At 72.3% G+C, this 12,986-nt stretch carries 13 protein-coding genes and 1 pseudogene; 3 read left to right on the forward strand and 11 right to left on the reverse strand.

All coding sequences use genetic code 11. From position 1 onward, the window contains the following. Positions 1-76: 76 nt before the first annotated feature. From E4198_RS22290 to E4198_RS22300, 3 genes and pseudogenes are all read right to left on the reverse strand, one after another. Positions 77-427, reverse strand: coding sequence for a GlsB/YeaQ/YmgE family stress response membrane protein (locus E4198_RS22290; RefSeq protein WP_247597796.1), 351 nt, complete (start codon positions 425-427; stop codon positions 77-79). Between the two features lie 56 nt (positions 428-483). After that, positions 484-1,326, reverse strand: a complete 843-nt coding sequence (locus tag E4198_RS22295) for an NAD(P)-dependent oxidoreductase (RefSeq protein ID WP_136184719.1) — start codon at positions 1,324-1,326, stop codon at positions 484-486. A 47-nt stretch (positions 1,327-1,373) separates the two neighbouring features. Beyond that, positions 1,374-1,881, reverse strand: a pseudogene (locus tag E4198_RS22300) (hypothetical protein). A 115-nt stretch (positions 1,882-1,996) separates the two neighbouring features. Between E4198_RS22300 and E4198_RS22305 the strand changes: the two are divergent. Then, positions 1,997-2,572, forward strand: coding sequence for a carboxymuconolactone decarboxylase family protein (locus E4198_RS22305; RefSeq protein WP_348771318.1), 576 nt, complete (start codon positions 1,997-1,999; stop codon positions 2,570-2,572). Between the two features lie 72 nt (positions 2,573-2,644). Here E4198_RS22305 and thpD read toward each other — a convergent pair whose 3' ends face one another. The 4 genes from thpD to ectA all read right to left on the reverse strand — a co-directional run bounded on the left by thpD (position 2,645) and on the right by ectA (position 6,032). Beyond that, positions 2,645-3,547 carry an ectoine hydroxylase gene (gene thpD, locus E4198_RS22310; protein WP_136184721.1) on the reverse strand — a complete coding sequence of 301 codons (903 nt, stop codon included), beginning with the start codon at positions 3,545-3,547 and terminating at the stop codon, positions 2,645-2,647. Positions 3,548-3,650: 103 nt separating this feature from the next. Next, the gene (locus tag E4198_RS22315; RefSeq protein ID WP_136184722.1) at positions 3,651-4,055 is read right to left on the reverse strand and encodes an ectoine synthase; all 405 of its coding nucleotides are present in this window, start codon (positions 4,053-4,055) and stop codon (positions 3,651-3,653) included. A gap of 81 nt (positions 4,056-4,136) precedes the next feature. Beyond that, positions 4,137-5,405 (reverse strand): diaminobutyrate--2-oxoglutarate transaminase, encoded by a 1,269-nt coding sequence (gene ectB / locus E4198_RS22320; protein ID WP_136184723.1) that lies wholly within the window; start codon positions 5,403-5,405, stop codon positions 4,137-4,139. A 93-nt stretch (positions 5,406-5,498) separates the two neighbouring features. Then, positions 5,499-6,032, reverse strand: a complete 534-nt coding sequence (ectA, locus tag E4198_RS22325; protein WP_136184724.1) for a diaminobutyrate acetyltransferase — start codon at positions 6,030-6,032, stop codon at positions 5,499-5,501. Between the two features lie 450 nt (positions 6,033-6,482). On the opposite strand from ectA, the gene E4198_RS22330 reads away from it, so the two are divergent. Then, positions 6,483-7,580, forward strand: coding sequence for an amidohydrolase family protein (locus E4198_RS22330; RefSeq protein WP_136184725.1), 1,098 nt, complete (start codon positions 6,483-6,485; stop codon positions 7,578-7,580). Positions 7,581-7,791: 211 nt separating this feature from the next. Further along, positions 7,792-8,706, forward strand: a complete 915-nt coding sequence (locus E4198_RS22335) for an SCO1860 family LAETG-anchored protein (protein WP_247597797.1) — start codon at positions 7,792-7,794, stop codon at positions 8,704-8,706. Between the two features lie 293 nt (positions 8,707-8,999). Here the strand turns inward: E4198_RS22335 and cobC are convergent, their stop codons facing one another. The 4 genes from cobC to E4198_RS22355 are packed head-to-tail and all read right to left on the reverse strand — an operon-like array spanning position 9,000 to position 12,984. Continuing rightward, positions 9,000-10,112 (reverse strand): Rv2231c family pyridoxal phosphate-dependent protein CobC, encoded by a 1,113-nt coding sequence (gene cobC / locus E4198_RS22340; protein WP_136184727.1) that lies wholly within the window; start codon positions 10,110-10,112, stop codon positions 9,000-9,002. Then, the gene (locus E4198_RS22345; RefSeq protein WP_136184728.1) at positions 10,096-10,977 is read right to left on the reverse strand and encodes a sirohydrochlorin chelatase; all 882 of its coding nucleotides are present in this window, start codon (positions 10,975-10,977) and stop codon (positions 10,096-10,098) included. The genes cobC and E4198_RS22345 overlap by 17 nt, the downstream gene beginning before the upstream one ends. 46 nt (positions 10,978-11,023) lie before the next feature. Further along, positions 11,024-11,584 carry a cobalamin biosynthesis protein gene (locus E4198_RS22350; RefSeq protein WP_247597798.1) on the reverse strand — a complete coding sequence of 187 codons (561 nt, stop codon included), beginning with the start codon at positions 11,582-11,584 and terminating at the stop codon, positions 11,024-11,026. Beyond that, the gene (locus E4198_RS22355; protein WP_136184730.1) at positions 11,581-12,984 is read right to left on the reverse strand and encodes a cobyrinate a,c-diamide synthase; all 1,404 of its coding nucleotides are present in this window, start codon (positions 12,982-12,984) and stop codon (positions 11,581-11,583) included. Before E4198_RS22355 ends, E4198_RS22350 begins: the two co-directional genes overlap by 4 nt. Between the last annotated feature and the right edge of the window lie 2 nt (positions 12,985-12,986).

A 12,986-nucleotide genomic window follows, 5' to 3' on the forward strand; every position in this document is an offset into this window, starting at 1 on the left:
GGGAGTAACGAACGGATGCGGATACCGGTTCCTCCGGCGGCAGCGGGTCGCGCGGGGAAAGGGTGGTGACCTGCCGTCAGCGGCGCTCGCGGGAGTGGCCGAAGAGGAGGCGATAGGCGATCAGCAGCACCAGCGAGCCGCCCACCGCCGCCAGCCACAGCGACGGGTCGACGAAGTTGTCGCTCACCGGCCGGTCCAGGAACGTCGCGGACAGCCACCCGCCCAGGAACGCGCCCGCCACCCCGATCAGCGCGGTGCCGAGGATGCCGCCCGGATCGCGGCCCGGCAGCAGCACCTTGGCGACCGTGCCGGCCACCAGCCCCAGAATCAACCAGCTGACCACGCCCGAGTTCGCGAGTTCGGCGAGCCCTGTCGATTCCTCGTCCGCCGCGAATGCGGCGGCCGCCGTGACGAATGCGCCGTCCATGAAGTCCTCCCCGTGTGCCAGGCGTTGCATCTCCATCATGCCCGCCCGGGGAGGAGTCAGTGCAGTCCGGGCGGGTCTACGGTGCAGAATGTCCCGCCCAGCAGCCGGGCCGCCGCCCCCTCGGCCTCCGGCGCGCCCTGCGCGGCCAGGAGCGCCGGGGCGTACGTCTCGGAGTCGTCCTCCGGGGCGTAGCCGAGTGCGCGTGCGTCCGAGAGGTCCCACATCAGGCGGGTGTTGGCCGACGAGCCGTAGACGGCCGTGTGGGCCACGCCCTCCGCGCTCAGCGCCGCATGGACGAGGCGCGCGCAGTCGTCGGGGCTGAGCCAGATGCCCAGCTGCCGCACATCTGCGGGCTCGGCCGCGCAGGAACCGATGCGCAGCGAGACCGTCTCGACGCCGTGGCGGTCCCAGTAGAGCTGCGCGAGGTCCTCGCCGTACGCCTTGGACAGCCCGTAGAAGGTGTCCGGCCGGTGCGGGGTGCGCACGGGGATCGGAGGGTCGCCGGGGCCCGGCAGCGGTGTGAACCCCACCGCGTGGTTGGACGACGCGCACACCACCCGCCGTACGCCTTCTTCGCGCACCATCTCGTAGAGCCGCGTCGTGCCCTCGATGTTGGCCCGCAGGATGCGTGCGAAGGGCGCCTCGGACGGGATGCCCGCCAGGTGCACCACCGCGTCCACGCCGCGCACCGCCCGGCGCAGCGCGGCCTGGTCGCCGAGGTCAGCGGTCACCGCCGCCGGCTCGCCCGCGACCGGGCGGACGTCGAACAGCCGCAGCGTGTAGCCGTAGCCGGGCAGCCGTTCACGCAGCATGGTGCCGATGCGGCCGGCCGCTCCGGTGAGGAGAACGGTGCGGATCGGCGGGACGGCGCGGTACGAGGGCGAGGCGGGCGCGGTCATCGCCTCATGCTAGGGCCGTGTGGCGCAGGAACCCGGGAGCTTTACCCTTACCCGGCGGCTTCTCCGGCACCGTCCGCCCGTCTCCCGTCCGTGCTGGTGACTTCCAGGAACGCCCGCAGACGGGCCGTGGCGGCGTCCGGACGGTCTTCGGGAAGGAGCGTGTACGCGTCCGGGATCTCCTTGTGGGTGCACCGGGGCAGGATGCGGGCGAGCCGCCGCCCGTGCTCGGGAGGCATCACACTGTCCTCCGCCGCACACAGCACCAGCGCCGGCCGGTCGAATCGCCGCAGCTCCTCGGACCAGCGCAGCAGTTCCCGAGGTCAGCACCAGGCGGGCGATGCGCTCGTCCCGGCCGGGGTCCTCCCGCATCGGGATGCGGTGCGCACCGAGCGGCAGCGTGGGCAGTACGCACCTGTGGTCCTTGCGCAGGGCCGGGACGACGTTCCGCCAGAGGCTGCCGTCCATCGCGACGCCGTGCAGCAGTACGACCACCGGTCCGTCACCGCCGGTGTCCTGGTAGGTGAGGGTGCCTGCCGACTGTTCCACCTGGGGCATGAGCGGTGACTCCTTCGTGGGCCGGAGCGGGAGAGAACCGGTGCGGATGTCACATTCCGCGGGCCTCGGTCCGTCGTACGGGTGGAGAGACGCTCCGAGAACCGTCGAAGGAGGCATGGAGATGGCCCGCATCTCGCTCGACCCGCCGCGCACGCTCACCGTACGCATCGCCCGGTGGTACTCGCGCCGCACCTACGGGAAGGTCCTCGACCCGATCAGCGCCATGGGCCACCACCCCCGTGCGCTGCGGGACGGGGGCCGCTTCGAGCAGCGGCTCGCAGGCTGGAAGGAGCTGGATCCCGCCCTGAAGCACCTGGCCGTCATGGTGTCCGCGGTGCGGATCGGCTGCTCGTGGTGCGTGGACTTCGGCCACTGGGACGCTGCGGAGAAGGGGCTCCCGATGGACAAGGTGCAGTACGTGCCGGAGTGGCGCGAACACCGTGAGCTGTTCACCGAACGGGAACTGCTCGTGATGGAGTTCGCCGAGGCGATGACGGAGACCGAGCCGGCCGTCACCGACGCCATGGCCGCCGAACTGGTGCGGCGGCTGGGTGAGCCGGCGTTCGTCGAGCTGGCCTTGATGGTGGCGGTGGAGAACCAGCGGTCGCGCCTGAACGCCGCGCTCGGCCTGAGCGGTCAGGGGTTCTCCGACCGATGCGAGGTGCCCCTGCGACGGTCCCGGCCGGCCTGAGCGGGCGCCGCACGCACGGCGGCGGGGGCGAGACCGAGTGCGTGCCTCGCCCCCGCCGCCGCTACTGGGACGTCACTTCACCGGGGTGAAGTCGCGCGCTCCGATGTACTCCGGCCGCCGTACCGGCGCCGCGAAGGGCTCCACCGCCTCGTTCTCCACACTGTTGAAGACGATGAAGACGTTGCTCCGCGGGTACGGAGTGATGTTGTCACCGCTGCCGTGCATGCAGTTGCAGTCGAACCAGGTCGCCGAGCCGGCCCTGCCGGTGAAGAGCTCGATGCCGTGTGCGTCGGCGAACTTGGAGAGGGCCTCGTCCGAGGGCGTGCCCGCGTCCTGCATCTGCAGCGACTTCTTGTAGTTGTCCTCCGGCGTCTCGCCCGAACAGCCGAGGAAGGTCTGGTGAGACCCCGGCATGATCATCAGGCTGCCGTTGGTGTCGTAGTTCTCGGTCAGGGCTATCGAGACCGAGACGGTCCGCATCTTGGGCAGACCGTCCTCCGCGTGCCAGGTCTCGAAGTCGGAGTGCCAGTAGAAGCCCGTGGCACCGAAGCCCGGCTTGACGTTGATCCGGGACTGGTGGACGTAGACGTCCGACCCCAGAATCTGCCGGGCACGGCCCACCACACGCGGGTCCCGCACGAGACGGGCGAAGACCTCGCTGATCTTGTGCACCTCGAACACGGTCCGGATCTCCTGCGACTTCGGCTCCACGATGGAGCGGTCGTCCGCACGCATTACCGGATCCGAGGTGAGCCGTTCCAGTTCCCGGCGGTAAGTGTCCACCTCATCGGGGGTGATGAGACGGTCCATCGCCAGGAACCCGTTCCGCTCGTAGCTCGCCAGGTCCGCGGCCTCGATGGGCCCCGGCGTACCCGGTGCGGACCACACGACGGGATCCATGCGCGGAGTCGCCACCTCGGTGGCGCCGCGGGTCGGGTACAGGTCGGCGATGCTGCGCTCGGGTGCGGTGGTCATGGTGTTGCCTTCCTCTCCTCTCGTACGGCCCTTTCTGTCGGGCGGATGAACCGAGTGACCCGGATGGGCCAGAAAACACTCCCCTGACCCGTCCGGGGACTACTCAGCCGTCGGCGGGCTCGGTGAGAAGCGGGTACACGCCGTTCTCGTCATGGTCCTCACGGCCGGTGACGGGCGGGTTGAAGACGCAGATCACGCGGAAGTCCGTCTTCGGACGCACCGTGTGCTTCTCGTGCCCGTCGAGCAGGTACATCGTGCCGGGAGTGATCATGTGCTTCTCGCCGGTCTCGTCGTTGGTGAGCTCGGCCTCGCCCTCTACGCAGAGCACGGCCTCGATGTGGTTCGCGTACCACATCGAGGTCTCCGTGCCGGCGTAGAGCACTGTTTCGTGCAGGGAGAACCCGACCCGCTCCTTGGCCAGCACGATGCGCTTGCTGCGCCAGGTGCCGGAGGCGGACTTCACGTCGCGGTCGGTGCCCTCGATGTCCTCGAACGAACGAACGATCACTGCGGTGGTGCCTTTCTCGGGTGATGGCTGTCAAGGGGGCGGCCCGCCCCGCATGCGCGGGGCGGGCCGGGGCTGAGGTGGTCAGACGGTCTCACGGACGGCGCGCGCCAGAATCCGCAGACCCTCGTCCAGCTCCTCGGTGGTGATGGTCAACGACGGCAGCAGCTTGACGACCTCGCTCTCCGGGCCGGAGGTCTCGATCAGCAGACCGAGCTCGAAGGCGCGCTTGGCGATGAGGTTCGCCTTGGGCTTGTCGTGGAACTCCATGCCCCACACCAGGCCGCGGCCGCGGACGTCCGCGACGGCGTCCCGATGCTCCTCGGCGATGGCCCGCAGGGCCACCTCGACGTGCTCGCCGCGGGCGAGCGTCTGCTTCTCCAGCTGCGCGTCGTTCCAGTAGGTCTCGATCGCCGCGGTGGCGGTCACGAACGCCGGGTTGTTCCCACGGAAGGTCCCGTTGTGCTCGCCGGGCTCCCAGACGTCCAGCTCGGGCTTGAACAGCGTCAGGGCCAGCGGGAGGCCGTAGCCGCCGATGGACTTCGACAGCGTGATGATGTCCGGCTTGATGCCGGCCTCCTCGAAGGAGAAGAAGCCGCCGGTCCGGCCGCAGCCCATCTGGATGTCGTCCACGATGAGCAGCATGTCGTGCCGCTCGCACAGGTCCGACAGGGCGCGCAGCCAGTGGGCGTTGGCGACGTTGATGCCGCCCTCGCCCTGCACCGTCTCGACGATCACTGCGGCCGGCTTGTTCAGGCCGGAACCGGAGTCCTCCAGCAGCCGCTCGAACCACATGAAGTCCGGGTACTCGCCGTCCAGGTAGGAGTCGAACGGCATCGGCGTGCCGTGCACCAGAGGGATGCCGGCGCCGGCTCGCTTGAACGCGTTGCCCGTGACGGCCAGCGAGCCCAGCGACATGCCGTGGAAGGCGTTGGTGAACGACACGATCGACTCGCGGCCCTTGACCTTGCGGGCCAGCTTCAGCGCGGCCTCGACGGCGTTGGTGCCGGTCGGCCCCGGGAACATGACCTTGTGGTTCAGGCCGCGGGGCTTGAGGATCGTCTCGGAGAAGGTCTCCAGGAAGGCGCGCTTCGCGGCCGTCGACATGTCGAGACCGTGCGTGACGCCGTCACGCTCGATGTAGTCGATGAGGGCACGTTTCAGCACCGGGTTGTTGTGGCCGTAGTTCAGCGTGCCGGCCCCGGCGAAGAAGTCGAGGTAGGTGTGGCCGTCCTCGTCGTGCATGTGGGCGCCCTGTGCGCGGTCGAAGACAGTGGGCCAGCCACGGCAGTAGCTGCGCACCTCCGACTCCACGGTCTCGAAGACACTGAGGTCGGGCGGGGTGATGGTCACAGCATGCTCCTGGGAGTGTGTCGCGTGAAGAGTGAGGAAGTCTGAAGGAGTGGGCAGAGGGGTCGTCGGTGGTCGGGCCGTGCGGTGCGAACGTCAGGGACGCCCACCCGCGGCCTGTCCGAGCGCCACGAGCGAAGGGGCCGGGCCGATCCGGTAGAGCACCTCGGAGTCGTGCCCCTCGTCGGGGAAGACCCCGGCCTCGAAGAGCACCTCGCGCTCCAGCGGTGCGCTGTGCCGCTCGGCGTAACGGCTGAACAGGCGGTTGGATGCGGTGTTGTCCGGCGTGATCGTGGTTTCGATCCCGTCGATGCCCAGTGTCGCCGCCACCCGGGAACTCAGCCCGTCGAGCATCGCGGCGGCGAGCCCTCGCCCGCGCTGCGCCTCGTCGACGGCGACCTGCCAGACCACGAGGGTCCGGGGGCTCCGGGGGCGGAGGTAGCCGGACACGAAGCCGACCGGGTCGCCGCCCGCGTCCCTGGCCACGACCGAGGTGTCGGCGAAGTCGCGACACCACAGCAGGTAGCTGTAGGAGGAGTTGAGATCGAGCGTCCGGGAGTCGCGGGCGATGCGCCACATCGCGGCTCCGTCCTCCAGTCGAGGAATGTCGAGCTTCAGTCCCTCCGGCATTTCCAGGAAATCGCTAGGGGCACGTGCATGGTCTGCTTGTGCGGCGGTCATGGCATTCAAATTTACCGAGGAGAATCTGAAACCGCATCGCGGAAAAGGGTTCACAAGGGTGCTGTGATGTGGTATCGCGCGCCCGCGAGCCTCTCCGCGCCTGTGCGACGTTTTGCCAGTTCATGTCGGGTATGGCGGGGCGAAGTGTCCCGCCTGTGGAGTCTGTCACATTGGCATAACGACTGACCGGGGCACCCCGGAATTGCGGCTTCGGTGAAGGGATAAATCTCAATGTTTGAGAAGGGAAAAAGCGGGCAGAAGAATATGGATGGCTACGCGCGATAATCAAGTCCGGATTGTGTCCGAATCTTTTGTCGTGAGCCCCGTGAAACCGAGGGTGACGGTTCATCCGCGCCCGATGGGTGCTGGAGCGTAGCAGGCTCCTCGTACAGTGCGGACATGAGCGACCGCGGAATTCTCCACATCAAGGGGCGGATCCTGGCCGGCCCCGAGGACGTACGGGACGAACTGTGGGCGGTGGACGGCCGCGTCACCTACGAGCCCCCCGCCGCAGGGTCGGGCCTGGAGCCCGTCGTGGTTTACGGCTGGGCCCTTCCCGGCCTGGTCGACGCACACTGCCACGTGGGCCTGGACGCGCACGGCCCGGTGGACGACTCCACCTCGGAGAAGCAGGCGCTGGCCGACCGGGAGGCGGGCACCCTGCTGATCCGCGACGCCGGGTCGCCCTCGGACACGCGCTGGGTCGACGACCGCGAGGATCTGCCGCGGATCATCCGGGCCGGCCGGCACATCGCCCGGACCCGACGCTACATACGCAACTACGCCCACGAGATCGAACCGGGAGACCTCGCCGCCTACATCCGGCGCGAGGCCCGGCGCGGGGACGGCTGGGTGAAGATCGTCGGCGACTGGATCGACCGCACCGAGGGCGACCTCTCGGCGTGCTGGCCGCGCTGGGCCGTGGAGGAGGCGATCGAGGCCGCGCACGCCGAGGGGGCCCGGATGACCGCCCACTGCTTCGCCGAGGACTCGCTGCGGGACCTGGTGGAGGCCGGGATCGACTGCATCGAGCACGCCACCGGGCTGACCGAGGACACCATCCCGCTGTTCGCCGAACGGGGCGTCGCCATCGTGCCGACGCTGGTCAACATCGCGACCTTCCCGCACCTGGCGTCCGGGGGCGAGGCCAAGTTCCCCCGCTGGTCGGACCACATGCGACGGCTGCACGCCCGCCGCTACGACACCGTCCGCTCCGCCTACGACGCCGGCATCCCGGTCTTCGTCGGCACGGACGCCGGGGGCGCGCTGCCGCACGGTCTGGTGGCCAGGGAGGTCGAGGAACTGGTCAAGGCGGGCATCCCGCCGCTGGCCGCGCTGTCCGCCACCACCTGGGGCGCACGCGAGTGGCTGGGCCGGCCGGTCCTGGAGGAAGGCGCCCCGGCCGACCTGGTGCTGTACGACTCCGACCCCCGGGAGGACGTGCGGGTGCTGGCCGGGCCCCGCCGGGTGGTGCTGCGGGGACGCATCATCCAGTAGCGGCGGCGGAGACGGCAGGGGCGGGGGGAAGACCGCGGCGACGGAAGAATCGTGCATACGTCCACAAGCCCCACGTGTGGGTGAATCTCTGCTCTTGCGCCTCTCGGGTGACCGGTGTGCGTCAACGATGTGCTGGTCTCCGTCACCGGCACGAGCGACCCCCGGAGGGGTGTGCCGGTTGACACCAGCACCTTCGTGGGGGTTTCACACCGTGAACACAGCTGCACGCAGTCTGCTCGCCGCCGCCGTCCTGGTGTCGGCCGGCACCGCACCCGCGCATGCCACGGGCAGCGACGACGGCCGCCGGGCGGGGGACGAGGGCGCCGCGAGCGCCACCGTGCTCCGCGCCGCGCTCGACGTCGGGCTGCTGAACAAGACCGTCGACGTCCCGCTGACCAGCACCCTGAACGAGGTCACCACCCGGGACGGTGGTGGCACCGAACGCCGCACGGCGCTCACGGCGCGGCTCGACGGCGTGCAGGGCGGCGAGCCCTTCAGCGTGCTCCGGGCACAGGTCGCAGACGCCGAGGCGGGACACGACGCGTCGAAGAGCTGGGGTGCCGTCACCCTGGCCGACGCCAGGGTGCACGTACCGGGGCTGCCGCTGCTCTCCGTGGTCGAACTGGAGAAGGTCACCGCGCGGGTGGAGTGCGCGGCCGGCGAACGTCCCGTCGCCGAGGCGAACGTGCTCGGCAGCGTGCGGGCGCTGGGCAAGCGGGTGACCCTGACCGCAGGCGGCCCGACGGTGGTGACGGTTCCCGGCGTCGGCGAGGTGCGGCTCGAACTGTCGCGCACCGACACGACCTCGCGTACGGCCGCCGCCACGGCGCTCGAACTGTCCGTGGAAGTCGACCCGCTGGACCTCGGCGTCGCGGAGGTCGCCGGCACGCTCACGGTCGCGGAGGCGACCTGCACCGCGCCGCCCGCGCCGCGCGACGAGCCGGCGCCGGAGGCGGAGGAAGAGCCGGATCCGCAGACGCAGACGGTGCCCGGCGAGAAGCGGCCCGCCGGTCCCGAACTCGCCGCCACAGGAGGCGATCCGGCCACGCACTACCTCGTCGGCGGCGCGGCGGTGCTGCTCGCCGCAGGCGCCGCGACGGTCTTCGCCCTACGCCGCCGCGGCTAGGGCTGTGGCCGGGAAGGTTTGCCGGAAAGCTCGCGGCGTCTGGTGCATGGGGTCTCCCCAGGTCCGCCAGGACCGTGGGGACGCATCGCAGGCGGAGGGTCGCAGCTCGTACCTGTCCGTACTCGCGCGATGCGACAACGCGGCGAAGTGCCATGCCAGCCAGCCGCGCCACCAACCTCACCGAACAACACAACTAGGCCCAGTCCGGCGGCTTTTCTCGGGCCGCGACGACTGGCAGGCAAGGGCGGACGTGCGGGGAGGAGGGCCGGAGACCCGCGCCCGGGGTGGCTCTCCTACAGCGTGGCGAGGGCAGTGACGAGCCGGTCGGTCGTGGCGCGGTCGCGGACCGCGATCCGCAGCCACTCCCGGCCCAGCCCCGGGAACGTGTCGCCTCTGCGCACCGCGAACCCGCGGGCCCGCAGCCGCTCCCGCACGCCGACCGCGTCGGGGTGCCGTACGAGCAGGAACGGGCCCGCCGCGGGCTCGACCGGCACCATGCGACGCTCGGGCGGCAGCGCGGCCAGCCGCGCGGTCAGGTGGGCGCGGTCTTCCGCGAAACGGTTCGCCGCGGCTTCGGCCTCTTCCAGTGCCTCCGGTGCGCAGCAGGCCTCTGCCGCGGCCAACGCGGGGGTGGAGACCGCCCACAGCGGCTGGTGCCGTGCCAGCCGGCGTACGTCTTCCGGGCCGGCGAGTACATATCCCACCCGCAGCCCGGCAAGGCCCCAGGTCTTGGTCAGGCTCCGGAGGACGACCAGCCGTCCCGGCAGTCGGCCCACCAGCGGCGCCAGCGACTCGCGTTCGCCCGGCACGGCGTCCATGAACGCCTCGTCGACGACCAGCGTGCGGCCGGGCCGGGCGAGTTCCTCCAGCACGTCGGCCGGGTGCAGGACCGAGGTCGGGTTGACGGGGTTGCCGACCACCACCAGGTCCGCGTCCGCGGGCACGTCCCCCGCGCGGAGCCGGAAGCCGTCCTCCGGCCGCAGCAGCACGCGGGCGACGGGGCGGCCGGCGTCCCGCAGTGCGGCCTCGGGCTCGGTGAACTGCGGGTGCACCACGACCGGCCGACCACCCGCCAGCGCCCGTGCCACCAGCACGAAAGCCTCCGCCGCGCCCGCGGTCAGCAGGACGCATTCGGTCGGCAGCCCGTGCCGGGCCGCCACCGCGCGCCGGGCCGCCCGTCCGTCCGGATAGGCCGCCAGCCCGTCCAGCGAGGCGGCGATCCGGGTCCGCAGCCACTCCGGCGGGGTCCCCGCCCGGACGTTGACCGCGAGGTCGGTCAGGGCCGCGCCCTCGTCACGGGTCTCCGCGTCGCCGTGGTGCCGCAGGTCCACCTCGTGGGCCCGGCCCTGCGGGGGCAGTCGGTCCCGAGGGACCGGACGGTCCGGACCGTCAGTGGGCGTCGGCATGCCCGGAGTTCCGCTCCGAGGCGTCCGCCTCCACCGAGCGGCGCCGACGGGGCACCCGTGCGCCGCAGCTGCCGCACCGCGTCTCGGGTGCCGCCGTGACCGCCTCCCGGTAGCGCTTCTCCACCAGTCCGGCCAGTCCGGCGGGTGCTCCACCGGAGCCGATCACGTCGGCGCTCACCACCGTGGTCTCGGGGTGCACCGCGGCCCAGCCCTCGGTCTGGAGCCTGATGCGCGCGGGCTGCGTGCCGGGGAAGAGGAAGTACGGCAGCACCACGATGCGCCGCGCGCCCAGCGCGCGGCAGCGGTCCAGGCCGGACGCCACATCTGGTGCCGCGTGCGACACGAACGCCGTCTCCACGCCGCCGTAGCCGCGGCCCTCCCACAGCAGCCGTGCCGCGCGGTGCACCTCGGCGTTGGCCGCCGGATCGGCAGCACCGGGGCCGACCAGCAGCACCGTCGTGGCGGCACGGTCCGCGGGCGTGCGCGCCGAACCTCCCAGAGCCTCGTCGAGCCGCTGCTCCAGCACGTCCAGCAAAGCCGGTTCGGGCCCGAGAGGACGTGCGCAGAGGTACGACGCCCCGTCGCGCAGCTCCTCCTCGCGGGCCAGCGCCGCCTCCAGGGCGCGGTCGGAGTCGCCTGCCGGCGCCAGCGTGAGCGGCAGAGCGACCACCCGGGTGGCGCCCGCCTCCGCGAGGTCGGTGACCACCCCGTCGAGCGGCGGCGGCGACTGTTTCCCGAAACCGCCGACGACGGGAAAATCCGGGTTGCGGGCGGCCAGTTCGGACAGCAGCGAACGGAAGGCGTCGGCACCGTCGTCGTCCTGAGGGCCGTGGCCGACCAGGAGAAGTGCGGGCGGGGTTGTCACGGGTGCTCCTCGGGTGTCGCGGACTCGGTGCGCTGCTGGTGAGACGTTACTCACCGCCCTGGATGGTTCGTCGCCCAGGGCCGTCCGGATGGGCGGCTGCCTCACGCCGCGGAACGCCCGGGTTCCCGCCACCGGGTGTCACCGCCGAACGCGGCCTTGCGCCCGTGGCCCGCCCGGCGGCCGGGCCACGGCGTCGCGCTCCGGCCCGGGCGGGCCCGCCCGGGCCGGAGCGCGACGCCGCCGCGGTGCCTTTCGCCACCAGCAGCCGTGCCCCCTCGCCCGAGGCCAGCAGCGCCGCCGCCTCGGCGACCGACGGCGTGCCCACCGCCTCCCGGGCCGCCCGGGAGGGGTGCGGGACGTGGACGGCGGCGAGGGCGTCCGCCGGATAGGCCCGGAGCGGCACCCCGAGCCGCCGCGCGGCGGCGAGCAGCCCGGGCTCGCCGGCCCGTACGTTCACGGTGGCCAGGGCGGCGACGCCCACCGGCCCGTCCGTGGACGCCTCCCGCAGCGCCCGGGTGACCGCCTCCCACACCTCCTCCGGCGTCGCCCCGTGCCGGGCGCCGACGCCGACGGTCACCCGGCCCACGGGCGTGGGGCGGTGGGTCACCACCGCGCGCACCGCTCGGCGAACCGGCGGGCCAGTTCCGGCGTCCCAGCCCAGTGCACGTGCAGGTAGGAGGCGTGCACGTGGCACTGGACGAAACCCTCGGTGCGGCGGGCCTGTTCGGCGGGCCGCACCAGTCCCCAGGCGGGGGCGGGCCCCGCTGCGGGGACGAGGGCGGTGCGGTGGAACTCGTGCGCCCGCACCCGGGTACCGGCCGCCGCCAGCGCGCTGTCCCCGAGCGCCACCGCTTCGCGGTAGCCGAGCGTCAGCCGGCCGGTCATCTCCGCCGACGCGTCCAGCACGCCGCACATCGGGCGGCCGTCCAGTTCCCGCGCCAGGTAGAGCAGTCCGGCGCACTCGGCGGCCACCGGCCCGCGAAACGCCGCGACGGCGTGGCGGAGCGGCGTGTTGGCGGCCAGGTCGGCGGCGTGCATCTCGGGGAAGCCGCCGCCGATCACCAGGCCGCGCGTGCCGGGCGGCAGCGCCTCGTCCCGCAGCGGGTCGAAGACGACCACCTCCGCGCCCGCCGCGTGCAGCAGTTCGGCGTGCTCGGTGTAGGAGAACGTGAAGGCCGGGCCTCCGGCGACCGCCACCACCGGGCGCGTGCCGTCGGCCACCGGATCCGGACCGCCCGCACCCGGGCCGTGGGGCCCCACCGGGGCCGTACCCACCGCGGCGGCCGCGTCCCACGGGGCAACGTCCAGCGGGGGAGCACTGCGTGCCAGCGCCAGCAGGCCCTCCAGATCGCAGCCGAGCCGCACCCGTTCGGCGAGTGCGGCCACCGACTGGAACGCGTCGGCCCGGCGTTCGGCGACCGGTACCAGGCCGAGGTGGCGGCTCGGGGTGCCTACCGCGTCCGAACGGCGCAGCGCCCCGAGCACCGGTACCCCCGCGTGGTCCAGCGCCTCCCGCAGCAGCCGCTCGTGCCGGTCGGAGGCCACCCGGTTCAGCACCACGCCGCCGATCCGCACCTGCGGGTCCCAGGACGCGAAGCCGTGCACCAGAGCCGCCACCGACCGGGACTGCGCGGAGGCGTCCACCACCAGGACGACCGGTGCCCGCAGCAGCTTGGCCACCTGTGCCGTGGACGCCAGCTCGCCTTGCCCGGACGCGCCGTCGTAGAGGCCCATCACGCCCTCCACGACGGCGAGATCGGCGTCCGCCGCGCCGTGGGCGAAGAGCGGTCCGACGAGATCGGTGCCGCACAGATAGGCGTCCAGGTTGCGGCCGGGCCGCCCGGTGGCGAGACCGTGGTAGCCGGGGTCGATGTAGTCGGGACCGACCTTGTGCGGGGAGACCTCCAGCCCCCGCTCCCGGAAGGCCGCCATCAGCCCGGTGGCGAACGTCGTCTTGCCGGCACCGGAGGAGGGCGCCGCGACGACCAGGCGCGGTACCTCGGTCATGC

The organism is Streptomyces sp. RKND-216, from assembly GCF_004795255.1.
GTDB classification, from domain to species: Bacteria; Actinomycetota; Actinomycetes; order Streptomycetales; family Streptomycetaceae; genus Streptomyces; species Streptomyces hazeniae.